The sequence below is a fragment of the Nocardioides sp. Root1257 genome (genome assembly GCF_001425175.1).
Lineage (GTDB): Bacteria > Actinomycetota > Actinomycetes > Propionibacteriales > Nocardioidaceae > Nocardioides.
This window is the reverse complement of the sequence record NZ_LMDV01000008.1, coordinates 479,166-503,533: the sequence shown is the minus strand read 5'-3', so window position 1 is coordinate 503,533 and position 24,368 is coordinate 479,166. Positions and strand designations below refer to the sequence as shown.

Below are 24,368 nucleotides of genomic sequence, written 5' to 3'. Positions count from 1 at the left end.
CGGCTCAGCCGGCCAGCAGGCGCAGCGTCTCCTCGCGCGCCGGGCTCCGGCCGGGCTCCGTGCCGGTGTAGGCACCCGCCACCGGGTGCACCATCACCTCGTCGACGCCGTACGTGGCGGCGAGCTCGTCGATCCGCGCGCGGGCACTGTCCGGGGCACCGATGACCCACCGCTGGGCCATCGCGTCCATCAGATCCAGGTGTGCCGGCGGGAGCTCGACCTTCTCGGCCTCCTCGACCAGCCGCTGCGGCTTCAGCTCTCCCCCGGTGCGCAGGCTCAGCATCGCCTGGAGCTGGGGCAGGGCCAGCCGGTGGGCCTCCTCCTCGGAGGGTGCGACGGACGCGTTGACGGTCAGGAAGGTCCGCGGCTCGGAGAGCTCGGGCGAGGGTCGGAAGGTGCTCCGGTAGAGCTCGAGCGCCTCGGCGGTGCCCTGGCCGGAGAAGTGGTGCGCGAAGACGTACGGCATCCCCTTCTCGGCCGCGAGCCGCGCCGAGTAGTCCGAGGATCCCAGCAGCCAGATCATCGGCACCGAGCGCGCCGACGGCGTCGCCCTGAGGAGGTAGCTGCGGCCCTGGACGGACAGCCCGACGCCGTCGGGCTCCATCATCGCGAGCACGTTGTCGACGTACTCGGGGAAGTGGGTGACCGCCTCGTCGCTGACGCCGCCGGCCCCGTGCCGCAGCGCGTAGCTGGTGACGGGGTCGCTGCCCGGTGCCCGGCCGATGCCGAGGTCGATCCGGCCCGGGAACGCGGCCTCCAGGAGCGCGAACTGCTCGGCGACGACCAGCGGCGCGTGGTTGGGGAGCATCACGCCGCCCGACCCGACCCGGATCCGCGAGGTGGCCCCGGCCACGAGACCGATCAGCACCGGTGGGTTCGTCGCCGCGACGGCGGGCATGTTGTGGTGCTCCGCCAGCCAGTAGCGCTGGTAGCCGAGGTCGTCGGCGACGCGGGCCAGCGACAGTGTCGAGGCCAGCGCGTCGGCGGTCGCCTGGTCGTTGCGGACCGGCACCAGGTCCAGGACGGAGAGGGTCGTACGTCGTTCGCTCATCCCTAGGACAACCCCCTCCGCCCGGGTACCTATTCCGCGGCGGCCGCCTGCTGCTCGTTGTCCTTCTTGTCCTTGATCAGGCTGGCCACGCCGGTCACCACGAGCGTCACGATGATGACGCCGAGGCTGAACAGGGAGGAGATGTCCGGGACGTGGAGCGGCTCACCGTCGTTGATGAACGGGAGCTCGTTCTCGTGCATGGCGTGCAGGACCAGCTTCACGCCGATGAAGGCCAGGATGAAGGCCAGGCCGAGCGACAGGTAGACGAGCCGCTCGAGCAGGCCACCCAGCAGGAAGTAGAGCTGGCGCAGCCCCATCAGGGCGAACACGTTGGCCGTGAAGACCAGGTACGGCTCCTGGGTGATGCCGAAGATCGCCGGGATCGAGTCGAGCGCGAAGAGCAGGTCGGTGGTGCCCAGCGCCACGATGACGATCAGCATCGGCGAGATGACCCGGGCGCCGTTCTCGCGGTACCAGAGCTTCAGGCCGCGGTACTCGTCACCGACGTTGAGGTGGCTCTGGGCGAACTTCACGACCCGGTTGTTCTCCGGGTGCTCGTCCTCGTGGCTGCGGTAGCTCTTCACCAGCGTCACCGCGGTGTAGACGAGGAAGGCGCCGAAGACGTAGAAGATCCAGCTGAAGTTGTTGATCAGCTGGTAGCCCAGCGCGATGAAGATGCCGCGGAAGATCAGCGCCAGGATGATGCCCACCATCAGGGCCTCCTGCTGGTACTCGCGAGGCACCCGCAACGCCGCCATCAGGATGATGAAGACGAAGAGGTTGTCGATCGACAGCGAGTACTCCGTCAGCCAGCCGGCGTAGAACTGGATGCCCATGTCGTGCCCGTGCGAGGCCCAGATCCACGCACCGAACAGCACCGCCGCGCCGATGTAGACGCTGAGCGCGATCGCGCACTCCTTGAACGACGGTTCGTGCGGGTCACGGGCGATGACGATGACGTCGAAGAGCAGCACCGCGACGGTGATGCCGATCGTGACGGTCCATTCGAGGGTGGAGATCTCCACGGACAGCTCCTGCAGTTGGGGGACGACGAGTCGTCAGAGGTCTCTCCCGCCGTCCAGGACGACCTGCGGGCCCGGAGCTCTCACTCGTGTTGACGAACCCGCAGCGAAGGAATACTCCCCCCTGCGGGACTCATCCTGTCACAGGTTCAGCGTCCGCCGAACTTCACGCCGAGCTCGGACAGCTGCTGCTCCCCGCCGTCGAGGGCGGTGAGCACCCAGGTGCCCTCGGGGGTGATCGTGAAGGTGTGCTCGAAGTGGGCGGCCCAGCTGCCGTCCGTCGACACGACCGTCCAGTCGTCGGCGAGCAGGTCGGTCTCCTGGGTGCCCAGGGTGATCATCGGCTCCACGGCGAGCGCCAGGCCGGGCACGAGACGCGGCCCCTTGCCGGCGCGGCCGAAGTTGGGGACGTCGGGCGGCTGGTGCATCGCCGAGCCGATGCCGTGCCCCGTGTAGTCCTCGACGATGCCGAAGCCGCCCTGGGCGCGCACGTGCTGCTCGACGGCGTGCGAGATGTCGGTGACCCGCCCACCCAGGTGGGCGGCGGCGATGCCGCGCCACATCGCCTGCTCGGTGACGGCCATCAGCGCCTCGACCTCGGCCGGCACCGGACCGACCGACACCGTGATGGCCGAGTCGCCGTGCCAGCCGTCGACGATGGCACCGCAGTCGATCGAGACCAGGTCACCCTCGGCGAGCACCCGCTCACCGGGGATGCCGTGCACGACCTCGTCGTTGACCGAGGTGCAGATGGTGGCCGGGAAGCCGTGGTAGCCGAGGAACGACGGCGTCGCACCGGCGGAGCGGATGCTGTCCTCGGCGATCCCGTCGAGCTCGGCGGTCGTGATGCCCGCGCGGACGTGGCCGCGCAGCAGCTCGAGCGTGCGCCCGACCACGAGGCCGGCCCGACGCATGGCGTCGATCTGCTCGGGCGTCTTGATCTCGACGCCGCGGTCGAGGAGGCCCATCAGGAACTCCGCTCGGTCAGCTTTCCGGAATCACGTCGAGAGCGTCGAAGATCCGCGCGGTCACGTCGGCGACCTCACCGAGACCGTCGATCTCGTGCACGATCCCGCGGGAGCGGTAGACCTCGATCAGCGGGTCGGTCTGCTCGAGGTAGACCTCCTGCCGCCGCCGGATGACGTCCTCGGTGTCGTCGGCGCGGCCCTCGACCTGCGCGCGCTGCAGCAGCCGCGCGACGATCTCGTCCTGGTCGACGGTGAGGCAGACGACGGCGTCGAGCTGGTGTCCGGAGAACCGGATCATGCCGTCGAGCTCCTCGACCTGCGCGAGCGTGCGCGGGTAGCCGTCGAGGAGGAAGCCGGAGACTGCATCGGGCTCGTCGATGCGGTTGCGCACCATGTGGTTGGTGACCTCGTCCGGGACGTACTCACCCGCGTCCATGTAGCGCTTGGCCTCGAGGCCCAGCTCCGTCCCCTCGGAGACGTTGGCACGGAAGATGTCGCCGGTCGAGACCGCCGGGATCTTGAAGTGCTCGGCGATGAACTTCGCCTGCGTACCCTTGCCTGCCCCGGGTGGACCCATGATGATCAAGCGCATTAGCGGAGGAATCCTTCGTAGTTGCGCTGCTGGAGCTGGCTCTCGATCTGCTTCACCGTGTCGAGCGCGACGCCGACCATGATCAGGATGCTGGTGCCGCCGAACGGGAAGCTCTGGCTGGCATCGATCAGGGCGAACGCGATCAGCGGGATGAGCGCGACGAGGCCGAGGTACAGAGCACCCGGCAGCGTGATGCGGGACAGGACGTAGGAGAGGTACTCCTCGGTCGGCTTGCCCGCCCGGATCCCGGGGATGAAGCCGCCGTACTTCTTCATGTTGTCTGCCACCTCTTGCGGGTTGAAGGTGATGGAGACGTAGAAGTACGTGAAGAAGACGATCAGTGCGAAGAACAGCGCCATGTAGAGCGGGTGGTCACCGCGCACCAGGTGGGCGTTGATCCAGTCCAGCACCGAGCTGCTCGAGTTCTGGTTGAACTGGACGATCATCGCGGGCAGGTACAGCAGCGACGAGGCGAAGATGACCGGGATGACGCCGGCCTGGTTCACCTTCAGCGGGATGTACGTCGAGCTGCCGCCGAACATCTTGCGGCCGACCATCCGGCGTGCGTACTGCACGGGGATGCGGCGCTGGGCCTGCTCCACGTAGATGACCGCGGCGATGATCACCATGCCGATGGCCAGCACCACGCCGAGGACCCAGTAGCCCTTCGACTGCTGGACGGCCCACAGCGAGGCCGGGAAGCCGGCGACCACCTGGGTGAAGATCATGATCGACATGCCGTTGCCGATGCCGTGCTCGGTGATCAGCTCGCCGAGCCACATGATGACCGCGGTGCCGGCGGTCATGGTCACGACCATGACCAGGAAGGTCGCGGTGCTGTCGCTGTGCAGCAGGTTCTCGTTGCAGCCGGCGAGGAGGTTGCCGGAGCGCGCCAGCGCCACGATGCCGGTCGCCTGGAGCACGGCGAGGCCGAGGGTGAGGTAGCGCGTGTACTGGGTGATCTTGGTCTGACCCGACTGCCCCTCCTTCTTGAGGGCCTCGAGCCGTGGGATCACCACGACGAGCAGCTGCAGGATGATGCTGGCCGTGATGTACGGCATGATCCCCAGCGCGAAGATCGTCAGCTGGAGCAGTGCGCCGCCGGAGAACAGGTTCACCAGGTTGTAGAGACCGGCGCTGTCGCCGTCCTTGGCGATGTCGACACACGTGCGGACGTTGGCCACGTCGACGCCGGGGGTCGGGATCTGCGACCCGAGGCGGAAGATCACGATGATCAACAGGACGAACAGCAGCTTGCGCCGCAGGTCCGGAGTCCGGAAAGCGTTCGCGAACGCGCTCAGCACGAGATCCTCTTTCTCCAAGCGTGAAGCGGCCCCTGCGACTCACTCGCAAGGACCCGGTGAAGCCTAACAGGCCACCGCGAGGGGCCAGAATGCGCATCGGGCGCGGAGGTCCTGCCGTACGACAGGACCGCCGCGCCCAGAGCGCTGGTACAGATCAAACCGGAGTCACACCACGGTGGTGGTGCCGCCAGCAGCCTCGATCTTCTCCTTGGCCGAACCGGAGAACGCGTTGGCGCTCACCTGGACGGACACGGTCAGGTCGCCCTGGCCGAGGACCTTGACCGGGTGGCCGTCGCGCACGGCACCCTTCGCCACGAGGTCGTCGACACCGATGGTGCCGCCCTCGGGAAAGAGGTCGTTGATGCGGTCGAGGTTGACGACCTGGAACTCCACCTTGAACGGGTTCTTGAAGCCCTTGAGCTTCGGGAGCCGCATGTGGATCGGCATCTGGCCACCCTCGAAGGCGACCGGAACCTGGTAGCGGGCCTTGGTGCCCTTGGTACCGCGACCGGCCGTCTTACCCTTCGAGCCCTCACCGCGACCCACACGGGTCTTCGCGGTCTTGGCGCCGGGAGCCGGACGCAGGTGGTGCAGCTTGAGCGTCATGTCACTCGACCTCCTCAACCGTCACGAGGTGACGAACGGTGTTGACCATGCCCCGGATCTCCGGGCGGTCTTCCTTCACGACAACATCGCCGATGCGCTTCAGACCGAGCGTGCGCAGGGTCTCGCGCTGGTTGGCCTTGATGCCGACGGTGCCCCGCTTCTGCTGGACCTTGAGCTGAGCCATCAGTGGGACACCTCCTCGGAGACGCCCGCGGGGACCTCGACGCGCGCCTTGAGGAGCGCAGCCGGGGTGACCTGCTCGACGGGCAGGCCACGACGAGCGGCGACAGCCTCGGGCTGCTCCAGCATCTTCAGGGCCTCGACCGTCGCGTGGACGATGTTGATCTGGTTGGACGACCCGAGCGACTTGCTCAGGATGTCGTGGATGCCGGCGCACTCGAGCACGGCGCGCACGGGGCCACCGGCGATCACACCGGTACCGGGAGCGGCCGGACGCAGCATGACGACGCCTGCGGCCTTCTCGCCCTGGACCGGGTGCGGGATCGTGCCCTGGATGCGGGGGACGCGGAAGAAGTTCTTCTTCGCCTCCTCGACACCCTTGGCGATCGCAGCCGGGACTTCCTTGGCCTTGCCGTAGCCGACGCCGACGAGACCGTCACCGTCACCGACGATCACCAGGGCGGTGAAGCTGAAGCGACGACCACCCTTGACGACCTTGGCGACACGGTTGATCGCGACGACGCGCTCGATGTAGGCGGTCTTCTCGGCACCCTGGCCGCCGCGACGGTCGTCACGGCCCCCCTGGCGCCCGCCACCACGCTGTCCGCGCTGGGCTCCGCTCATGAGACTTCCTCTTCTCTCTACTTCGTATCTATCGCGATCAGAAGGTCAGGCCGCCGGCGCGAGCGCCGTCCGCCAGGGCCGCGATGCGACCGTGGTACTTGTTGCCGGCCCGGTCGAAGACGACCGAGTCGACGCCGGCCGACTTGGCGCGCTCGGCGACGAGCTCGCCGACCTTCGTGGCCTTCGCGGTCTTGTCGCCGTCGAAGCCGCGCAGGTCCGCCTCCATGGTGGAGGCGTAGGCCAGCGTCTTGCCGACCAGGTCGTCGACGACCTGGACGGTGATGTGCTTCGTCGAGCGGGTGACCACCAGGCGCGGACGCTCGGCGGTGCCGGAGATCTTCTTGCGTCCCCGGACCTGGCGACGCAGGCGCGACTTCGTGCGCGCTGCGGTGTGCTTGTTGTTCGAAAGCGAGATCGCCATGGTCACTTACCAGCCTTTCCGACCTTGCGGCGGATGTGCTCACCCGAGTAGCGAACGCCCTTGCCCTTGTAGGGCTCCGGCTTGCGCAGCTTGCGGATGTTGGCGGCGACCTCGCCGACCAGCTGCTTGTCGATGCCCTGGACACCGAGCTTGGTCGGGCCCTCCACCGTGAAGGTGATGCCCTCGGGGGCGTTGAACGTGATGGGGTGCGAGTAGCCGAGCTGGAACTCCAGCTGGGTCGGACCCTTGGACAGGACGCGGTAGCCCACGCCCACGATCTCGAGCTTCTTCTCGTAGCCCTCGGTCACACCCACGACCATGTTGTTGACCAGGGTCCGGGTGAGGCCGTGCAGAGCCTTGCTCTGACGCTCGTCGTCGGGACGCTTGACGTCGAGGACGCCCTCGCCCTGCTCGACCGTGATCGGCGCCGCAACGGTGTGGGACAGGGTGCCCTTGGGGCCCTTGACCGTCACCAGCGGACCGTCGATCGCGATGTCGACACCGGACGGGACCGCGACGGGGAGCTTGCCAATACGCGACATGCTGTTAGTTCTCCTTCTCGGTCTCGTCGTTACCAGACGTAGGCGAGGACTTCCCCACCCACGCCCTTCTGGTTTGCCTGGCGGTCGGTCAGCAGGCCCTGGCTCGTCGAGATGATCGCGACGCCCAGGCCGCCGAGCACCTTCGGGAGACCCGTGTGCTTGGCGTAGACCCGCAGGCCGGGCTTGCTGATGCGGCGCACGCCAGCGATGGAGCGCTCGCGGTTGCGGCCGTACTTCAGCGTGATGGTCAGCGTCTTGCCGACCTCGCCCTCGGCGGGCTCCGCCACGTCGTACGACGTGATGTAGCCCTCCTGCTTGAGGATGTCGGCGACACCCTGCTTGAGCTTGCTGTACGGCATGGAAACCGCGTCGTGGTACGCCTGGTTGGCGTTGCGCAGACGAGTGAGCATGTCTGCGATCGGGTCAGTCATCGTCATGATGTGGTTCTTTCTCGCCGTGGTTTCGCGCCGACCAGCAGTCGGGCGACCTTCAACGTGTAGAGGTGATTACCAGGAGGACTTGGTCACGCCGGGGAGCTCGCCGCGGTGGGCCATCTCCCGCAGGCAGATCCGGCACAGGCCGAACTTGCGGTAGACGGACTTCGGCCGGCCGCAGCGCTGGCAGCGGGTGTAGCCACGCACCGCGAACTTCGGCTTGCGGGCCGCCTTGACCTTGAGAGCGGTCTTCGCCATGTCAGTTCTCCTTGAACGGGAAGCCGAGCTGCTTCAGCAGCGCGCGACCCTGCTCGTCGTTGGTGGCGGTGGTGACGATGGTGATGTCCATACCGCGCGACCGGTCGATCCGGTCCTGGTCGATCTCGTGGAACATGACCTGCTCGGTCAGACCGAAGGTGTAGTTGCCACGACCGTCGAACTGGTTCGGGTTCAGGCCGCGGAAGTCACGGATCCGGGGCAGCGCCAGCGACAGCAGGCGGTCCAGGAACTCCCACATCCGGTCGCCGCGCAGCGTGGTGTGCGCGCCGATCGGCATGCCCTCGCGCAGCTTGAACTGCGCGATCGACTTGCGAGCCTTGGTCACGAGCGGCTTCTGGCCGGTGATCGCGGTGAGGTCCTTGACGGCACCCTCGATCAGCTTCGAGTCGCGAGCGGCCTCGCCGACACCCATGTTGACCACGATCTTGGTCAGGCCGGGCACCTGCATGACGTTCGCGATGTCGAACTCGCTCTTGAGCGCGGGGAGGATCTCCTCGCGGTAGCGGGTCTTCAGACGCGGGGTGACCGCAGCGGAGGCGGTGGTGCCGGACTCGTTGATGGTCTCGGTCATCAGATTTCCTTACCGGTCTTGCGCGAGATGCGAACGCTGCGCTCAGCCTGGTAGGTCGAGCCGTCGGGACGCCGCTTGGTGACCTCGTCGCGGCGGAAGCCGATCCGGGTCACGCCGTCGCCGTCGACGAGCATCACGTTCGAGATGTGGATCGGGGCCTCGGCGGTGATGATGCCGCCGGTGGTGCCGGCGCGGCCGCCCTGGTTGACGACCTTGGTGTGCCGCTTGATGCGGTTGACACCCTCGACGATCACCCGCTGCTCCTCACGGAGCACCTGGATGACCTTGCCCTCGGCGCCCTTGTCCTTGCCGGCGATCACCTTGACGGTGTCGCCCTTCCTGATGTTCACGCTGTTCTTGCCCATGAGTCAGAGCACCTCCGGTGCGAGCGAGATGATCTTCATGAACTTCTTCTCGCGCAGCTCGCGGCCCACGGGGCCGAAAATGCGGGTGCCTCGCGGCTCGCCGTCCGTCTTGAGGATGACGGCGGCGTTCTCGTCGAAGCGGATGTACGAACCGTCCGGGCGGCGACGCTCCTTGACCGTGCGAACGACGACGGCCTTGACGACGTCGCCCTTCTTCACGTTGCCACCGGGGATCGCGTCCTTGACGGTGGCGACAATGACGTCACCGATGCCGGCGTAGCGACGACCCGAGCCACCGAGAACACGGATGCAGAGGATCTCCTTCGCACCGGTGTTGTCGGCGACCTTGAGTCGCGACTCCTGCTGAATCATTGATTTCTCCTGGTTGTCGTGCCGGTTCTCGACGTCTCAGAGACGACGAGCCTGGCCGAACGGGTGGATTACTTGGCCTTCTCGAGGATCTCGACGACGCGCCAGCGCTTGGTGGCCGACAGCGGGCGGGTCTCCATGAGGAGCACGCGGTCGCCGATGCCGCACTCGTTGTTCTCGTCGTGCGCCTTGTACTTGCTGGTCCGGCGAAGGACCTTGCCGTACATGGCGTGCTTGACGCGGTCCTCGACGGACACGACCACGGTCTTGTCCATCTTGTCGGAGACGACCAGGCCCTCGCGGGTCTTGCGGGCGTTCCGCTCAGCGGTCTGCTCGCTCATGCGTCACCATCCTCGTTGCTGCTGTCCTGACCCGGGGTCGGCCGGATGCCGAGCTCGCGCTCACGCACCACGGTGTAGATCCGGGCGATGTCCTTCTTGACCGTCCGCAGACGGCCGTGGCTCTCCAGCTGGCCGGTGGCCGCCTGGAAACGGAGGTTGAAGAGCTCCTCCTTGGCTTCGCGCAGCTTGGACTCGAGGTCCAGAGCGTTCAGGTCGTCGAGCTCGTGAGACTTGACTGCCATCAGAATTCACCTGCCTCACGGGAGACGAACCGGCACTTCATCGGGAGCTTGTGCATCGCGCGGCGCATGGCCTCGCGGGCAACCGTCTCGTCGACGCCGGAGAGTTCGAACATGACACGGCCGGGCTTCACGTTGGCGATCCACCATTCCGGGGAACCCTTGCCGGAGCCCATGCGGGTCTCGGCAGGCTTCTTGGTCAGCGGGCGGTCCGGGTAGATGTTGATCCAGACCTTGCCGCCACGCTTGATGTGGCGGGTCATCGCGATACGGGCCGACTCGATCTGCCGGTTCGTCACGTAGTGACCCTCGACCGCCTGGATGCCGAAGTCGCCGAAGGCGAGCTTCGTGCCACCCTTGGCCGCACCCGTCCGCTTGGGGTGGTGCTGCTTGCGGTGCTTGACACGACGGGGCATCAACATGGCTCAGGCCTCCTTCGGGGTCTCAGCGGCGGGGGCCGCGGCCTCGGCCGGAGCCTCGGCGGCGGGAGCGGCGTCGCCGCGGTCCGCACGCGTCGGGCGGTCGGACCGGGTGCCGCGGGTCGGGCGCTCGCCACCGCGGGCACCGTCACGCTGCGGGCGACCACTGCGACCGGGGACACCGGCGCGGGCGGCGGCCTGGGCCTGACGCTCGGCACGGGTGCCGGCGACCTCGCCCTTGTAGATCCAGACCTTCACGCCGATGCGGCCGAAGGTGGTCTTGGCCTCGTAGAAGCCGTAGTCGATGTCGGCACGCAGCGTGTGCAGCGGGACGCGACCCTCGCGGTAGAACTCGGTGCGCGACATCTCGGCGCCGTTGAGGCGGCCGGAGCACTGGATCCGGATGCCCTTGGCACCGGACCGCATCGAGGTCTGCATGGCCTTGCGCATGGCGCGACGGAACTGCACGCGACCGGTGAGCTGCTCGGCGACGCCCTGGGCGACCAGCTGCGCGTCGATCTCGGGGTTCTTGACCTCGAGGATGTTCAGCTGCACCTGCTTGCCGGTGAGCTTCTCGAGCTCGCCGCGGATGCGGTCGGCCTCGGCGCCACGGCGACCGATGACGATGCCCGGACGGGCCGTGTGGATGTCCACGCGGACGCGGTCACGGGTGCGCTCGATCTCGACCTTGGCGATGCCGGCCCGCTCCATGCCCTTGGAGAGCAGCTTGCGGATGGCGACGTCCTCGCCGACGTACGACTTGTAGAGCTTGTCGGCGTACCAACGGCTCTTGTGGTCCGTCGAGATGCCCAAGCGGAAGCCGTTCGGGTTGATCTTCTGGCCCATCAGGCACTCTTCCTCTTCTTGGGGGCCGTCTTCGCCGCAGCGACGACGTCGGCCGGCTGGACGACCAGCGTGATGTGGCTGGTGCGCTTGTTGATCCGGGTCGCACGACCCTGCGCACGCGGACGCCACCGCTTCATCGTCGGACCCTCGTCGACCTGCGCCACGGAGACGACCAGGTCGTTCGTGGCGAGGCCCTCGGTGGTCTCAGCATTCGCGACGGCGCTGTTCAGCACCTTCAGGACGGTCTCGGCGGCGGCCTGCGGCGCGAACTGCAGCAGCGGGCGAGCCTCCTCGACCGACATGCCCCGGACCATGTCGACGACACGGCGGGCCTTCATCGGCGTGATCCGCACGAAGCGGGCGCTCGCGAAGGCTCCGGGCTGGTCGCCGAGCAGCGAGTCGCGGCGGGCGCTGGTGCGCTGACGCTCGGTGGTGCTCATCGACGACGCCCCTTCCGGTCTTCCTTGACGTGCCCGCGGTAGGTGCGGGTGGGAGCGAACTCCCCGAGCTTGTGGCCGACCATCGCGTCGGTCACGAAGACCGGGACGTGCTTGCGACCGTCGTGGACCGCGATCGTGTGACCGATCATGTCCGGGATGATCATGGAACGGCGCGACCACGTCTTGATGACGTTGTGTGAGCCCTTGGCGTTCTCGGCGTCGACCTTCTTCTGAAGGTGGTCGTCGATGAAGGGGCCCTTCTTCAGGCTGCGAGGCATCTCAGTTACTTCCTACCCTTGCCGGACTTGCGGCGACGGATGATCTGGGAGTCAGAGGCCTTGCGCTTGCGCGTACGGCCCTCGGGCTTGCCCCACGGGGAGACCGGGTGACGGCCACCGGAGGTCTTGCCCTCGCCACCACCGTGCGGGTGGTCGACCGGGTTCATGACGACACCGCGAACGGTCGGGCGCTTGCCCTTCCAGCGCATCCGGCCGGCCTTGCCCCAGTTGATGTTCGACTGCTCGGCGTTGCCGACCTCACCGATGGTGGCGCGGCAGCGCACGTCGACGAACCGCATCTCGCCCGAGGGCAGACGCAGCGTGGCGCGCGAGCCCTCGCGGGCGACCAGCTGGGCGCTGTTGCCAGCGGAGCGAGCCATCTTGGCACCGCCACCGGGACGCAGCTCCACGCAGTGGATCGTCGTACCGACGGGGATGTTGCGCAGCGGCAGGTTGTTGCCCGGCTTGATGTCGGCGTTGGGACCCGACTCGACCGGCGTGCCCTGCGTCAGGTCCTTCGGCGCGATGATGTAGCGCTTCTCGCCGTCGGCGTAGTGCAGCAGCGCGATGCGCGCGGTGCGGTTCGGGTCGTACTCGATGTGCGCGACCTTGGCCGGCACGCCGTCCTTGTCGTAGCGACGGAAGTCGATGACGCGGTAGGCACGCTTGTGACCGCCACCCTGGTGCCGGGTGGTGATCCGGCCCTGGTTGTTGCGGCCGCCCTTCTTGGGCAGCGGACGCGTCAGCGACTTCTCCGGAGTGGTCCGGGTGATCTCGACGAAGTCGGCGACCGACGAGCCGCGACGGCCCGGGGTGGTCGGCTTGTACTTACGGATAGCCATGTGTCTTCAGTCCTCTAGTCCGCGCCGGTCAGGAGACCGGGCCTCCGAAGATGTCGATCCGGTCGCCCTCGGCGAGGCTGACGATCGCCCGCTTCGTGTCCTTGCGCTTGCCCAGGCCGTTGCGGGTACGCCGCGTCTTGCCGGGGCGGTTCAGCGTGTTGACCGCGGTCACCTTGACGTTGAAAATCTTCTCGACCGCGATCTTGATCTCGGTCTTGTTCGCGTCCGGGTGCACCAGGAAGGTGTACTTGTTCGCGTCGAGGAGCGAGTAGCTCTTCTCGGACACGACCGGCGCGAGCAGGACGTCGCGGTGGTCCTTGTGCAGGGTGCTCACTTGGCATCCTCCTCAGTGGTCTTGCCGCCGTTGACCAGCGCGTCGAAAGCACCCTGGGTGAAGACGACGTCGTCGGAGGCCAGCACGTCGTACGTGTTGAGCTGGTCGACCGCCACGATGTGCACCTCGGGCGCGTTGCGCAGCGAGAGCCAGGTGACCGAGTCGGTGCGCTCGAGCACGACCAGGAAGTTGACGCGCTCCGAGAGGGTCGCCAGCGCGGCGATGGCCGCCTTGGTCGACGGGGCCTCGGTGCTCACCAGCGAGTCGACGACGTGGACGCGGTCGTTGCGGGCCCGGTCGGAGAGGGCGCCACGCAGGGCGGCGGCCTTCATCTTCTTGGGGGTGCGCTGGTCGTAGTCACGCGGCTTCGGGCCGTGGACGATGCCACCGCCGGCGAACTGCGGCGCGCGGGTCGAGCCCTGACGGGCGCGACCGGTGCCCTTCTGCTTGTAGGGCTTGCGGCCACCGCCGCGGACCTCGCCGCGACGCTTGGTCGAGTGCGTGCCCTGGCGGGCCGCGGCCTGCTGGGCGACGACGACCTGGTGGATCAGCGGGATGTTGACCTCGACGTCGAAGATCTCGGCGGGCAGGTCGACGCTGGCCTTCTTGGGCGCGGCGGCCTTCTTCGCAGTGGTCTTCTTCGCGGCAGTCTTCTTCGCCGCGGGCTTCTCAGTGGCCGTCTTGTCAGTGTTCGGCATGCTCAGACCTCCTGCGACTTCTTGGCGGCCGTGCGGAGGACGACGAGCCCACCCCGGGGGCCGGGGACGGCACCCTTGAGGAGGATCAGGCCCTTCTCGACGTCGACGGCGTGGACGGTGATGTTCTGCGTGGTCACGGTGTCGGAACCCATCCGGCCGGCCATACGGGTGCCCTTGAAGACGCGACCGGGGGTCGCGCAGGCGCCGATCGAGCCGGGCTTGCGGTGGTTGCGGTGCGCGCCGTGGGACGCGGAGACGCCGTGGAAGCCGTGCAGCTTCATGACACCCGCGAAACCCTTGCCCTTGCTGGTGCCGGTCACGTCGATCTCCTCGCCGGCGGCGAAGGTGTCGACGGGCAGCTCCTGGCCGACCGTGTAGTCGGTCGCGAGGGCGGTGCGGATCTCGACGATGTGACGGCGGGGGGTGGTGCCCGCCTTGGTGAACTGGCCGGCCTGCGGCTTGTTCACCTTGCGGCCCTCGATCTCGCCGTAGCCGACCTGGACGGCGTTGTAGCCGTCGACGGTGGGCGTGCGGACGAGGGTCACCACGTTGGCGCCGGCGTCGATGACGGTCACGGGGACGACCTTGTTGTTCTCGTCCCAGACCTGGGTCATGCCGAGCTTGGTGCCCAGCAGCCCCTTCACATTGCGTTCGAAAGTCATGTCCTCGACCTCAGAGCTTGATCTCGATGTCCACACCGGCGGGCAGGTCGAGACGCATCAGCGAGTCAACCGTCTTCGGGGTGGGGTCGATGATGTCGATGAGGCGCTTGTGGGTGCGCATCTCGAAGTGCTCGCGGGAGTCCTTGTACTTGTGGGGCGAGCGGATGACGCAGTACACGTTCTTCTCGGTCGGCAGCGGCACCGGGCCGGCGACCTTGGCACCCGTACGGGTGACCGTGTCCACGATCTTGCGCGCCGAGGTGTCGATCACCTCGTGGTCATAGGCCTTGAGCCTGATGCGGATCTTCTGTCCCGCCATAGGTCTCTCTCGTCCTTCTCGATCTGTACCGCGTGCGTGTTCCGAGGCGTCCTCCGGCTTGAGTCGGCCCCTCCCTGCTGCTGTCCACCCCGCCTGCTCCGACCCCCGCGGTCGGGCGTGTCGTGCTGGTGAGCACAACACGAGACCGGGATCTCGCACTTGGTGTTGGTGGCGCCCGACGGTTCGTCAGGCAGATCGGGTCTCCAGGTTCGGTGCGGCCACACACGCCAAGCACTGAACAAGTCCTAGAGACGCGATTCAGAAGTCAAGATGTGCGGTGCACCCCGGCAACCCACCGAAGCAACCGAACTATCTTGACAGAGATCTCCCACCACGCCAAATTCACCGGCCGGGGACTCCGAGCCTGCGAGGAGACCGCGCTCAGCCGGGGAGGTTGAGGAGCGTCGGCGAGGCACGCGCGCCAGCGCGGGGCTCGCGACGCGTCTCGAAACCCGACCAGTTCGGCTATCGTCCCCACATGCAGGACGAGAACACGTTCTACCCGGCCGCCCGCGTCGGCGCCAGGGTACCCGTGGCCGTCTGGGGAACCGGCAACATGGGCCGCGCGGCGATCCGCTCGATCGACGCGCACCCCGAGCTCGAGCTCGCCGCCGTCGTCGTCTCCTCCCCCGCGAAGGTCGGTCGCGACGCGGGTGAGCTGGCGGGGCTCGACCGGGCCCTCGGGGTGGCCGCGACGACCGACGTCGAGGCGGCCCTGGCCACACTCGGCGGTGCCGGTGCCGTCGCCTACACGGCGTCCGGCGACATCCGGCCCGATGCCGCGGCCGCCGACGTCCAGCGCTGCCTGCGGCGCGGCGCCGTGGTCGTGACGCCGGCGCTCTACGCCCTCTACGACCACCGCAGCGCGCCGCCGGAGCTCACCGGGCCGCTGCTCGACGCCGCGAAGGAGGGGGCCAGCGCCCTCTTCGCGAGCGGGGTCGACCCCGGCTGGGGCAACGACGTGCTGCCCGCCCTGATCTCCGGCGTCGCCGGCACGATCGACGAGGTGCGCTGCCAGGAGATCTTCGACTACTCGACGTACGACCAGCCGGACTCCGTGCGGCTGCTGGTCGGCATGGGCCAGCCGATGGACTACGAGCCGCCCATGGTGTCGCCCGGCGTGCCGACGATGGTCTGGGGCGGCCAGGTGCGGATGATCGCCCGCGCGCTGGGGGTCGAGCTGGACGAGATCCGCGAGACGCTCGAGCGCCGTCCCCTGGACACCGACGTCACGAACGCGATGGGGACCTTCGAGGCGGGCACGCAGGGCGCGCTGCGCTTCGAGGTCCAGGGCGTCGTCGACGGCGTGCCCCGCATCGTGGTCGAGCACGTCACCCGCATCTCCCCCGCCTGCGCCCCGGACTGGCCACTGCCTCCCGACGGCGGCGCCGGCGCGCACCGGGTCGTGATCGAGGGTCGTCCCCGGATCGAGGTGAGCCTGGAGGCCACCGACGAGGGCGACAACCGGGCCGCGGGCGGCAACGCCACGGCCGCCAACCGCCTGGTCAACGCCATCCCGTGGCTGACCGCCGCCGAGCCCGGCCTGTACGGCGGGCTCGACGTACCTCTCACCCCCGCGCACGGCCGCATCGGAAGGAGCACACCGTGATCATCGACCTGCCCGAGGACAAGGACCCGATCATGTACGTGTGGGGGGAGATGGTGCCCGGCATCGGCATCGCCGCCTCGAAGTTCGCGGGCAGCGTCTACGAGCACACCACCCTCGGCCTGCGGGAGTTCGAGGCCGCCCGGCTGCGGATCGCGCAGATCAACGGCTGCCTCTTCTGCCAGGACTGGCGCACCGAGCGGGACGGGGCGACGGTCGAGGACACCTTCGCCGACGCGGTGACCGCGTGGCGCACGACGCCGAGCTTCGACGACCGCACCCGCCTGGCCGCGGAGTACGCCGAGCGGTACGCGCTCGACCACCACGGGCTCGACGACGGCTTCTGGACCCGGATGAAGCAGCACTACTCCGACCGGGAGATCGTCGAGATCTCCATGTGCCTCGGCTCGTGGCTGGCGTTCGGCCGGCTCAACCACGTGCTCGGCCTGGACGCCGCGTGCGTGCTGCCCAGCCACGCCGTGCCGCAGCAGACGGGGCACTGATCCCCGGCGGCCCTGACAGGATGTGCCCATGTCGGGCAGCCAGCCGTTCCCACCGCCGGGCGGCGGCCCCGTCGAGCCTCCCCCACCCGGCTGGGCCCCACCTCCGCAGCCGGCGCCCTCGGCGTGGGGACCGCCTCCGGGGTACGGCGCCGGCCCGCCACCTCCGCAGTGGGCGCCCGGGATGCTGGGCGCGGCCCACAAGCCGGGCGCGATGCCGCTGCGCCCACTCGGACTGGGCGACTTCTACGACGCAGCGTTCCGGATCATCCGCTTCAACCCGAAGGCGACCGTCGGGTCGGCCGTGCTGGTGGCCGCGATCGCGATGGCCATCCCGGTGCTCGTCACCGCGGTCGTGACCTCGCTCGTCGACCTCTCCGGGGACACGTTCGGCGAGGACTCCGCCGACCTGGTCGGCGTCGGCGCGCTGTACGCCACGACCATCGTCGGCTCCGTCCTCCAGTACGTCGGCCTGATCTTCGTGACCGGGATGGTCGCCCACGTCACCGCCGCCGCCGCGATCGGCCGCCGCCTGTCCCTCGGCGAGGCGTGGGCGGCGACGCGCGGCTCGCGCTGGCGGCTGCTCGGCCTGACCGCGATCATCGGGCTGGTCTGGGTCGGGCTCTTCGGCGTCTACGCCCTCCTGTCGGTCGTCGTGGTCGTCGTCGCGAGCTCGTGGGTCCCCGTGCTCGTGTGGTTCGTCGTCACCGCACCGGTGATCGTCGCGGCGACCTGGTGGATCTGGATCCGGGTCACCTACCTGCCCGTGCCCGCGCTGATGGTGGAGCGGCTCGGCGTCTTCGCGGCGATCGGCCGCGGCTACCGGCTGACCCGCCGGCAGTTCTGGCGGACCTTCGGGATCGCCCTGCTCACCGTCGTCGTCACGTCGGTGGCCTCCTCGATCATCACCATCCCGTTCGCCATCGTCGGCCCGTTGGCGAGCCTCGCGGTCTCCGACGAGGGCGCGGCCGTGCTGATCCTGGTCACGGTCAACGCGCTCGGCACCGTGCTGGCGACGGCCTTCGTCGCGCCGTTCACCTCCGCGGTCAGCTCGCTGCAGTACCTCGACCAGCGGATGCGCAAGGAGGCGTACGACGTCGAGCTGATGGCGCAGGCGGGGATCACCGCGTCGTGATCACGCCGCCGCTCGACCCGTCCTCGGAGGAGGCGCACTCCCTCCTCCGGCGCGAGCTGGCGCACCCGGAGTACCACGACACCAACCTCTTCCTGCGGGTGCTCGACTGGCTCGACGGACTCCTCAACGGGCTGATCGACTCGGCCGCGAAGGCACCGCCGTTGTCGACGTTCGCCGCCATCGTCGCCTTCCTGCTGCTCGGTGTCGGACTCGCCTGGCTGCTGTCGCGGGTCCGTCGTACGGCGCGCGCGGCGGGTCGGCCCGGCCCGGTGGTCGAGGACGCGACGGTCACCGCCGACCAGCTGCGGGACGCGGCGGAGCGGGCGCTCGCCGAGGGCCGCAACGCGGCAGCCCTGGTCGACGGGTTCCGCGCGCTGACCGTCCGCCAGGTCGAGCGCGGCCGGCTGGACGACCGACCCGGCGCCACGGCCCGCGAGGTCGCCGGCGCGCTCGCCACGACGTACCCCGACCAGCAGGCCCCGGTGGCCAGCAGCGCGGCCCTCTTCGACGCCGTCCGGTACGGCGACCGGCCGGCCACGCGCGACCAGGCCGCCGACGTCCTGGCGCTCGACGACGCGCTCGCGGGGCACCGATGAGCGCGCCCACCCTCGAGCGCACCGCCCGCCGACGTCCGAGCGGGTCGACGCTGCTGGTCGCCGGCGGCCTGGTCGCCGCGGTGGTCACGGCGATCGTGCTCGCCGGTCAGGACTCGGGCCGCACCGCGGCGCTCGACCCCGACAACCCGGGCCCGAACGGCGCCCAGGCCCTGGCCCGGGTGCTCGACGACCAGGGCGTCGACCTGACCGTGGTCCGCAGTGCCGACGCCCTCGATGCCGCCGGCGTCGACGGCGACACGACCGTGCTCGTCACCTCGGCGGATCTGCTGGGGCGGAGCACCACCGACCGCCTGCTCGACGACGCGGCGCCCGGTCGACTGGTGGTCGTCGAGCCCGGCCCGGGCACGACCGACGCCCTCGGCGTCACCGAGCTCCCGAGCAGCCTCGCCCTGGAGGACCCGGTCGAGTCGGGCTGCGCGGACCCGACGTACGCCGGCCTGACGATCGACGTCGACCGCGCGCTCGCCTACGCGGTCGACGACGGGTGCTTCCCGACCGACGACGGCGCCCTGCTCGTCGAGCCGCGACCGGGGACCGTGCTCCTCGGTGCCGGCGACGCGCTGCGCAACGACCAGGTCCTGCACGCCGACAACGCGGCCGTCGGGCTGCGCCTGCTCGGCCGGTCCGACCGGCTGGTCTGGTACGTCCCGTCGCTCGACGACCTGGTCGGAGACGACGGGGTCAGCGTCTCGACGCTGCTGCCGCCCTGGCTGCGCCCGGCCCTGTGGCTGGTCGCGGTCGCCACGCTCGGCCTGCTCGTCTGGCGTGCGCGACGGCTGGGCCCGCTCGCGATCGAGCCGCTGCCGGTCGCCGTGAAGGCCATCGAGACCACCCGCAGCCGCGGCCGGCTCTACCGCAAGGCCGGCGACCGAGCGCACGCCGCCACCGTGCTGCGCGCGGCCGCTCGCGGGCGGGCGACGGAGCTGCTCCGTCTCGGGGCACACCCGGACCCGGAGGCACTGGTCCGCGACGTCGCGCGGCACACCGGTCGCCCGGTCGCCGAGGTCGATGCCCTGCTCGGGCCGCACGCACCCGCACCCACCACCGACCACGACCTGATCACGCTGGCCGACCAGCTGGCCGAGCTCGAGAAAGAGGTACGCCGCCCATGAGCGAGTCCCCCACCGGCAACGACGCCCGCGAGCGCCTGGCCGCCGTGCGCACCGAGGTCGCGAAGGCCGTCGTCGGCCAGGACGCCGCGGTCTCCGGCCTGCTCGTCGCGCTGCTCTGCGGCGGCCACGTGCTGATGGAGGGGGTGCCCGGGGTCGCCAAGACGCTGCTCGTGCGGACCCTCGCCGGCGCGCTCTCCGTGGACACCCGGCGCGTGCAGTTCACGCCCGACCTGATGCCCGGCGACATCACCGGCTCGATGGTGATCGACAGCCGGCAGGGCGAGCTCAGCTTCCGCGAGGGGCCGCTCTTCACGAACCTGCTGCTGGCCGACGAGATCAACCGGACGCCGCCGAAGACGCAGTCCGCCCTGCTCGAGGCGATGGAGGAGGGCCAGGTCTCCGTCGACGGGGTGTCGCGGCCGCTGCCGGCGCCGTTCCTGGTGGCCGCGACCCAGAACCCGGTCGAGTACGAGGGCACCTACCCGCTCCCCGAGGCGCAGCTCGACCGCTTCCTGCTCAAGGTGGTGCTGCCCGTGCCGGACCGCGCGAGCGAGCTGGAGATCCTGCGTCGCCACGCGGCCGGGTTCGACCCGCGCGACGTCGCGGGCGCCGGCGTACGACCGGTGGCGGGAGCCGACGACATCGCGGCCGGCCGGGCGGCGGTGGGCCAGGTGCAGGTCAGCCCCGAGGTGGCCGGCTACATCGTCGACATCGCCCGCGCGACCCGGGAGTCGCCGTCGCTCAGCCTCGGTGTCAGCCCCCGCGGCGCCACGGCGCTGCTGCGCTCGGCACGGGCGTGGGCCTGGCTCACCGGCCGCGACTTCGTGACGCCGGACGACGTGAAGTCGCTCGCGCACGCGACCCTCGTGCACCGGCTCGGGCTGCGTCCCGAAGCGGAGCTCGAGGGCGTCGACGTCGCGCAGGTGCTGGCCTCCGCGCTCGGCTCGGTGCCGGTGCCGAGGTAGCGGTGTCGATCTCCGGACGCGTCCCGCTGCTGCTCCTCCTGGGGGTGGGAGCGGTGCTGCTGCGCCCCGAGATGAGCACGGTGTGGCTGTGGGTGCTGGCCGTGCTGCTCCTGGTCGGCGCCGACCTGCTGCTCGCTCCGTCGCCCGCGACGCTGACGCTCACGCGCCCGCCGGTCGGGGCGGTCCGGCTCGGCGAGCCGACCTCGACCGCGCTGGTGGCGACCAACGCATCGCGTCGAGGGCTGCACGGCGTCGTACGCGACGCGTGGCAGCCGACCGCCGGCGCCGGTCCCAACCGGCACCGACTCTCGCTGCCGCCGGGCGACCGGGTCGTCCTGACGACGCCGCTGCTCCCCCAGCGCCGCGGCGACCTGCGCGCGATCGGCGTGACCGTGCGGCTGCGCGGGCCGCTCGGGCTCGCGGCCCGGCAGCGCACCCGGGTCGTCGAGGGCAGCGTCCGGGCACTGCCGCCCTTCGACTCGCGCAAGCACCTGCCCAGCCRCCTGGCCCGGCTGCGTGACCTGGACGGCCGCGCCGCGATCCGGGTGCGCGGACAGGGCACCGAGTTCGACTCGCTGCGCGAGTACGTCCGGGGCGACGACGTACGCTCCATCGACTGGCGAGCCAGCGCCCGGAGCCGCAGCGTCGTCGTCCGCACCTGGCAGCCGGAGCGCGACCGCCGGGTGGTGCTGGTGCTCGACACGTCGCGTACGTCGGCGGGCCGGATCGGCGACGTACCCCGGCTCGACTCGGCGATGGACGCCGCCCTGCTGCTCGCCTCGCTCGCGACCCGGGCCGGCGACCGGGTCGACTTCGTGGCCGGCGACCGTCGGGTCCGCCGCCGGCTCCGCTTCGCCGGCGACCGCGACATCGCCGCGCGCCTCCTGGAGGCGATGGCCGAGCTGGACCCGGTGATCGCCGAGGCCGACTGGGACACGCTCGCGGGCGCGGTCAACGGGCTGGGGCGGCAGCGCGCGCTCGTCGTACTGCTGACGCCGCTGGAGCCCTCGGCCGTGGACGAGGGGCTGCTCCCCGTGCTCGCCGTGCTGACCCGGCACCACCGGGTGGTGCTCGCGTCGGTGCGCGACCCCGAGCTGGAGCAGCTCTCCGGCACCCGCACGAGCCTCGACGAGGTGTACGACGCCGCGGCCGCCGAGCAGGTGATCGGACGTCGGCGCTACACCGCCGACCTGCTGCGCACGCTCGGCGTCGACGTGGTCGACGCGGACGACCTGCCCCCCGCTCTCGCCGACCACTACCTGTCGCTGAAGGCCCGCGGGCTTCTCTAGCCGCCACGTCGAATCGAGACTTCTGACGGTTGAGTCCGGAGTTCTGGTCTCCAGAGTCCGGACTCGACGGACGAAACTCTCGATTGAAGCGTCAGAAGTCTCGACTCAACCGTCAGGCTTGGGTGGCGACGCGGTCCTCGAGGAGGACGGCGTCGAGGTCGCCGGTCTGGCCGCGGCGGGCGGCGTCGCGGCCGAGGACGAAGACGTAGGCGAAGAAGACGCCCTCGGCCAGCAGGCCGATGCCGATGCGCGCCCAGGTCGGCAGGCCCGACGGCGTCACGAAGGCCTCGATGATGCCGCTGACGAGCAGCACCGCGACCAGGCCGAGAGCGATCGTGCCGGCGGTCCGGCCCTCCCGGGCCAGGGAGTGGGTGCGCGTCAGCGCCCCGGGTTCGACCCACGACCAGAAGAGCCTGAGCCCGGTGCCGCCCGCGACGAAGACCGCGGTCAGCTCGAGCAGGCCGTGCGGGAGGATCAGCCCCCAGAAGTGCGCGCCGTGGTCGTGGCGGATCATGATCGAGCCGATGATCGCGAGGTTGGCGATGTTGGAGAAGAGCAGGTAGATCACCGGCAGCCCGAGCACGCCGAGCGCGATGCAGAGCGCGGCCACCCAGGCGTTGTTGACCCACACCTGCGCCGCGAAGTGACTGGCGGCGTACTCGGAGTAGTAGTCCTCGAAGTCGTGGCTGACCAGCTGGTCCACCTGCTCGGGCGAGAGCAGGCTCTGCTCGACGTCGGGGTGGCCGAGCAGCCACAGCATCATCACGCCGGTCACGACCACGTTGGCGGCGAGCGTGCCGAGCCACCACCAGCGCAGCCGGAAGAGCGCCGCCGGGAACCGGTCCACGAAGAAGCCGCGCACCCCGCGCCAGGTGCTGGTGCGGGTCCCGGACGCGCGGTTGCGGGCGCGCGCGAGCAGCGTGGACAGGTAGGCGACGACGTGGGCGTCCGGCGCCGACGTACGGACCACGGACAGGTGGGTCGCGACCTGCTGGTAGCGCTCGACCAGCTCGTCCGACTCCGGTCCCGACAACCGGCGGCGCCGCGAGAGGTCCTCGAGCCGACGCCACTCGGCGACGTGCGCCGCGACGTACGCGTCGAGGTCCATGCCCCGACCCTAGACTCACCGACGATGGCGACACCGGAGTTCGCGACGCTCACCACCGACGACCTCGTGACCGGCGAGGCGGTGGCGCTCGACCTGCCCCCCGCCAGCCTCGGCACCCGGATCGCCTCCGGGCTGATCGACGTCGTCGTCACGTTCAGCCTGCTCATCGGGCTCGTGCTGGGTCTGGTCATCGCAGCCCTCCAGGCGGATGCCGCGCTGATCTCCGTCGCGATGCTGGCCTCGGTCATCGTGTCCTGGCTCGTCTTCCCCACGGCGATCGAGACGCTGACGCACGGCAAGTCGCTGGGCAAGCTGGCCCTCGGCCTGCGCACCGTCCGCGACGACGCGGGCCCGATCTCCTTCCAGCACGCGTTCGTCCGAGCGCTGGTCGGGGTCGTCGAGATCTACCTGTTCTTCGGTGCACCGGCGTTCTTCTCGGCCCTCCTCAGCTCCCGCGGCAAGCGGCTCGGCGACTACGCCGCCGGCACGTACGTCGTGCGCGACCGGGTGCGGCTCAGCCTCGCGCCACCGGCGGCGATGCCGCCGCCGCTGGCCGCCTGGGCCGCCCAGGCGGACATGGCCCGGCTCCCGACCGGCCTGGCCCTCGCCGTGCGCCAGTTCCTCGGGCGCCAGGAGATCGACCCCGCCGCCCGGGCCGCGATCGGCGAGCGCCTCGCCCACGCCGTCAGCGAGTACGTCGCGCCGGCGCCGCCACCGGGCACCCCGCCCGAGGCCTTCCTCGCCGCGGTCGTCGCGGCCCGCCGTGAGCGCGACAGCGCGCGGCTGGCCCGGGAGACCCAGCTCCGGCACCGGCTGGTCGCCCGGCGATGAGCTCTCCGGTGCGTGCACCCGGCGACGTCCTGGTGCACCTGCGGCAGGCCCGCGACCACATCGACCGGCACTACACCGAGCCGCTCGACCTCGAGACGCTCGGCGCGGTCGCCGGGCTCAGCAAGTTCCACTTCCAGCGGCTCTTCAAGGCGACGTACGGCCGCACGCCCGCGGCGTACCTCTCCGAGCGGCGCGTCGAGCGCGCCCAGGACCTGTTGCGCGCCACCAACCTGACCGTCACCGAGGTCTGCCACGCGGTCGGCTACTCGAGCCTGGGCTCGTTCAGCACCCGGTTCAGCGCCCTGGTCGGCGAGAGCCCCAGCGAGTTCCAGCGGCGGTGGGCCGCGGACGGCGCCCCGCGCATCCCCGGTTGCTACATCTTCCAGTGGGGCCTGGCCGAACGGTCCGGCCAGGAACGCGCAAGGCAGGAGAAGCCAGGCGAGGTCACCGGCTCCTAGC

At 70.0% G+C, this 24,368-nt stretch carries 36 protein-coding genes; 9 read left to right on the top strand and 27 right to left on the bottom strand.

The window, feature by feature from the left end; genetic code table 11:
* Positions 1–4 precede the first annotated feature (4 nt).
* From ASC77_RS10575 to rpsJ, 26 genes are all read right to left on the bottom strand, one after another.
* A complete protein-coding gene (locus ASC77_RS10575; RefSeq protein WP_056151959.1) occupies positions 5–1,051 on the bottom strand; it encodes an LLM class flavin-dependent oxidoreductase in 1,047 nt (348 codons plus the stop codon).
* 29 nt (positions 1,052–1,080) lie between these two features.
* Positions 1,081–2,076: a TerC family protein gene (locus ASC77_RS10570; protein ID WP_056151956.1), complete on the bottom strand. Its 996-nt coding sequence runs from the start codon at positions 2,074–2,076 to the stop codon at positions 1,081–1,083.
* A 146-nt stretch (positions 2,077–2,222) separates the two neighbouring features.
* Positions 2,223–3,041, bottom strand: a complete 819-nt coding sequence (gene map / locus ASC77_RS10565) for a type I methionyl aminopeptidase (RefSeq protein ID WP_056151953.1) — start codon at positions 3,039–3,041, stop codon at positions 2,223–2,225.
* A gap of 16 nt (positions 3,042–3,057) precedes the next feature.
* Positions 3,058–3,633 carry an adenylate kinase gene (locus ASC77_RS10560; protein ID WP_056151951.1) on the bottom strand — a complete coding sequence of 192 codons (576 nt, stop codon included), beginning with the start codon at positions 3,631–3,633 and terminating at the stop codon, positions 3,058–3,060.
* Entirely contained in the window at positions 3,633–4,937 is a 1,305-nt protein-coding gene (secY, locus tag ASC77_RS10555) for a preprotein translocase subunit SecY (protein ID WP_056151948.1), read from the bottom strand. The genes ASC77_RS10560 and secY overlap by 1 nt, the downstream gene beginning before the upstream one ends.
* Before the next feature lie 165 nt (positions 4,938–5,102).
* The gene (gene rplO / locus ASC77_RS10550; RefSeq protein WP_056151945.1) at positions 5,103–5,543 is read right to left on the bottom strand and encodes a 50S ribosomal protein L15; all 441 of its coding nucleotides are present in this window, start codon (positions 5,541–5,543) and stop codon (positions 5,103–5,105) included.
* A gap of 1 nt (position 5,544) precedes the next feature.
* Positions 5,545–5,727 (bottom strand): 50S ribosomal protein L30, encoded by a 183-nt coding sequence (gene rpmD, locus ASC77_RS10545; RefSeq protein WP_028644811.1) that lies wholly within the window; start codon positions 5,725–5,727, stop codon positions 5,545–5,547.
* Positions 5,727–6,347, bottom strand: coding sequence for a 30S ribosomal protein S5 (gene rpsE, locus ASC77_RS10540; RefSeq protein WP_056151942.1), 621 nt, complete (start codon positions 6,345–6,347; stop codon positions 5,727–5,729). The genes rpmD and rpsE overlap by 1 nt, the downstream gene beginning before the upstream one ends.
* Positions 6,348–6,384: 37 nt before the next feature.
* Positions 6,385–6,768, bottom strand: a complete 384-nt coding sequence (rplR, locus tag ASC77_RS10535; protein WP_056151939.1) for a 50S ribosomal protein L18 — start codon at positions 6,766–6,768, stop codon at positions 6,385–6,387.
* 2 nt (positions 6,769–6,770) lie between these two features.
* Positions 6,771–7,310 (bottom strand): 50S ribosomal protein L6, encoded by a 540-nt coding sequence (rplF, locus tag ASC77_RS10530; RefSeq protein ID WP_056151937.1) that lies wholly within the window; start codon positions 7,308–7,310, stop codon positions 6,771–6,773.
* A gap of 29 nt (positions 7,311–7,339) precedes the next feature.
* The gene (rpsH, locus tag ASC77_RS10525; protein WP_056151934.1) at positions 7,340–7,747 is read right to left on the bottom strand and encodes a 30S ribosomal protein S8; all 408 of its coding nucleotides are present in this window, start codon (positions 7,745–7,747) and stop codon (positions 7,340–7,342) included.
* Positions 7,748–7,816: 69 nt separating this feature from the next.
* Positions 7,817–8,002, bottom strand: coding sequence for a type Z 30S ribosomal protein S14 (locus ASC77_RS10520; RefSeq protein WP_056151931.1), 186 nt, complete (start codon positions 8,000–8,002; stop codon positions 7,817–7,819).
* A 1-nt stretch (position 8,003) separates the two neighbouring features.
* On the bottom strand, positions 8,004–8,594 hold the full coding sequence (rplE, locus tag ASC77_RS10515; RefSeq protein ID WP_056151926.1) for a 50S ribosomal protein L5: 591 nt from the start codon (positions 8,592–8,594) through the stop codon (positions 8,004–8,006).
* Positions 8,594–8,944 (bottom strand): 50S ribosomal protein L24, encoded by a 351-nt coding sequence (gene rplX / locus ASC77_RS10510; RefSeq protein WP_156391085.1) that lies wholly within the window; start codon positions 8,942–8,944, stop codon positions 8,594–8,596. Before rplX ends, rplE begins: the two co-directional genes overlap by 1 nt.
* 18 nt (positions 8,945–8,962) lie before the next feature.
* The gene (gene rplN / locus ASC77_RS10505) at positions 8,963–9,331 is read right to left on the bottom strand and encodes a 50S ribosomal protein L14 (protein ID WP_056151920.1); all 369 of its coding nucleotides are present in this window, start codon (positions 9,329–9,331) and stop codon (positions 8,963–8,965) included.
* A 68-nt stretch (positions 9,332–9,399) separates the two neighbouring features.
* Positions 9,400–9,669, bottom strand: coding sequence for a 30S ribosomal protein S17 (gene rpsQ / locus ASC77_RS10500; protein ID WP_056151918.1), 270 nt, complete (start codon positions 9,667–9,669; stop codon positions 9,400–9,402).
* A complete protein-coding gene (gene rpmC / locus ASC77_RS10495) occupies positions 9,666–9,911 on the bottom strand; it encodes a 50S ribosomal protein L29 (protein ID WP_056151915.1) in 246 nt (81 codons plus the stop codon). Before rpmC ends, rpsQ begins: the two co-directional genes overlap by 4 nt.
* Positions 9,911–10,330, bottom strand: coding sequence for a 50S ribosomal protein L16 (gene rplP, locus ASC77_RS10490; protein ID WP_056151911.1), 420 nt, complete (start codon positions 10,328–10,330; stop codon positions 9,911–9,913). Before rplP ends, rpmC begins: the two co-directional genes overlap by 1 nt.
* A gap of 3 nt (positions 10,331–10,333) precedes the next feature.
* Positions 10,334–11,173 (bottom strand): 30S ribosomal protein S3, encoded by an 840-nt coding sequence (gene rpsC, locus ASC77_RS10485; RefSeq protein ID WP_056151909.1) that lies wholly within the window; start codon positions 11,171–11,173, stop codon positions 10,334–10,336.
* On the bottom strand, positions 11,173–11,613 hold the full coding sequence (gene rplV / locus ASC77_RS10480) for a 50S ribosomal protein L22 (protein WP_082574625.1): 441 nt from the start codon (positions 11,611–11,613) through the stop codon (positions 11,173–11,175). The genes rpsC and rplV overlap by 1 nt, the downstream gene beginning before the upstream one ends.
* Entirely contained in the window at positions 11,610–11,891 is a 282-nt protein-coding gene (gene rpsS / locus ASC77_RS10475) for a 30S ribosomal protein S19 (RefSeq protein WP_056151906.1), read from the bottom strand. Before rpsS ends, rplV begins: the two co-directional genes overlap by 4 nt.
* A gap of 5 nt (positions 11,892–11,896) precedes the next feature.
* Entirely contained in the window at positions 11,897–12,733 is an 837-nt protein-coding gene (rplB, locus tag ASC77_RS10470) for a 50S ribosomal protein L2 (protein WP_056151903.1), read from the bottom strand.
* Between the two features lie 28 nt (positions 12,734–12,761).
* A complete protein-coding gene (rplW, locus tag ASC77_RS10465; RefSeq protein WP_056151898.1) occupies positions 12,762–13,067 on the bottom strand; it encodes a 50S ribosomal protein L23 in 306 nt (101 codons plus the stop codon).
* Entirely contained in the window at positions 13,064–13,771 is a 708-nt protein-coding gene (gene rplD / locus ASC77_RS10460) for a 50S ribosomal protein L4 (protein WP_414813181.1), read from the bottom strand. Before rplD ends, rplW begins: the two co-directional genes overlap by 4 nt.
* The gene (gene rplC / locus ASC77_RS10455) at positions 13,768–14,427 is read right to left on the bottom strand and encodes a 50S ribosomal protein L3 (protein ID WP_056151896.1); all 660 of its coding nucleotides are present in this window, start codon (positions 14,425–14,427) and stop codon (positions 13,768–13,770) included. The genes rplD and rplC overlap by 4 nt, the downstream gene beginning before the upstream one ends.
* A 10-nt stretch (positions 14,428–14,437) precedes the next feature.
* Positions 14,438–14,746, bottom strand: a complete 309-nt coding sequence (rpsJ, locus tag ASC77_RS10450) for a 30S ribosomal protein S10 (RefSeq protein WP_008360994.1) — start codon at positions 14,744–14,746, stop codon at positions 14,438–14,440.
* Between the two features lie 478 nt (positions 14,747–15,224).
* On the opposite strand from rpsJ, the gene ASC77_RS10445 reads away from it, so the two are divergent.
* Genes ASC77_RS10445 through ASC77_RS10415 form a run of 7 tightly spaced genes read left to right on the top strand, consistent with a single transcriptional unit; the run spans position 15,225 to position 21,970 of the window.
* The gene (locus ASC77_RS10445; RefSeq protein ID WP_056151892.1) at positions 15,225–16,355 is read left to right on the top strand and encodes a dihydrodipicolinate reductase; all 1,131 of its coding nucleotides are present in this window, start codon (positions 15,225–15,227) and stop codon (positions 16,353–16,355) included.
* Entirely contained in the window at positions 16,352–16,855 is a 504-nt protein-coding gene (locus ASC77_RS10440; RefSeq protein ID WP_056151889.1) for a carboxymuconolactone decarboxylase family protein, read from the top strand. The genes ASC77_RS10445 and ASC77_RS10440 overlap by 4 nt, the downstream gene beginning before the upstream one ends.
* 28 nt (positions 16,856–16,883) lie before the next feature.
* On the top strand, positions 16,884–17,987 hold the full coding sequence (locus tag ASC77_RS26990; RefSeq protein ID WP_162249815.1) for a hypothetical protein: 1,104 nt from the start codon (positions 16,884–16,886) through the stop codon (positions 17,985–17,987).
* The gene (locus ASC77_RS26985; protein ID WP_056151884.1) at positions 17,984–18,583 is read left to right on the top strand and encodes a DUF4129 domain-containing protein; all 600 of its coding nucleotides are present in this window, start codon (positions 17,984–17,986) and stop codon (positions 18,581–18,583) included. The genes ASC77_RS26990 and ASC77_RS26985 overlap by 4 nt, the downstream gene beginning before the upstream one ends.
* Positions 18,580–19,716: a DUF4350 domain-containing protein gene (locus ASC77_RS10425; protein ID WP_056151882.1), complete on the top strand. Its 1,137-nt coding sequence runs from the start codon at positions 18,580–18,582 to the stop codon at positions 19,714–19,716. The genes ASC77_RS26985 and ASC77_RS10425 overlap by 4 nt, the downstream gene beginning before the upstream one ends.
* Complete coding sequence (locus ASC77_RS10420; protein ID WP_056151877.1) at positions 19,713–20,681, top strand: AAA family ATPase; 969 nt, start codon at positions 19,713–19,715, stop codon at positions 20,679–20,681. Before ASC77_RS10425 ends, ASC77_RS10420 begins: the two co-directional genes overlap by 4 nt.
* A gap of 2 nt (positions 20,682–20,683) precedes the next feature.
* A complete protein-coding gene (locus ASC77_RS10415; RefSeq protein ID WP_056151875.1) occupies positions 20,684–21,970 on the top strand; it encodes a DUF58 domain-containing protein in 1,287 nt (428 codons plus the stop codon).
* 112 nt (positions 21,971–22,082) lie between these two features.
* Here the strand turns inward: ASC77_RS10415 and ASC77_RS10410 are convergent, their stop codons facing one another.
* Positions 22,083–23,078 carry a stage II sporulation protein M gene (locus ASC77_RS10410; protein ID WP_056151872.1) on the bottom strand — a complete coding sequence of 332 codons (996 nt, stop codon included), beginning with the start codon at positions 23,076–23,078 and terminating at the stop codon, positions 22,083–22,085.
* A gap of 24 nt (positions 23,079–23,102) precedes the next feature.
* Between ASC77_RS10410 and ASC77_RS10405 the strand changes: the two genes are divergently transcribed.
* Together ASC77_RS10405 and ASC77_RS10400 are read left to right on the top strand one after the other, a co-directional pair.
* Positions 23,103–23,909 (top strand): RDD family protein, encoded by an 807-nt coding sequence (locus ASC77_RS10405; protein WP_056151868.1) that lies wholly within the window; start codon positions 23,103–23,105, stop codon positions 23,907–23,909.
* Positions 23,910–23,917: 8 nt separating this feature from the next.
* Positions 23,918–24,367, top strand: a complete 450-nt coding sequence (locus tag ASC77_RS10400) for a helix-turn-helix domain-containing protein (RefSeq protein WP_235547575.1) — start codon at positions 23,918–23,920, stop codon at positions 24,365–24,367.
* Position 24,368 lies beyond the last annotated feature (1 nt).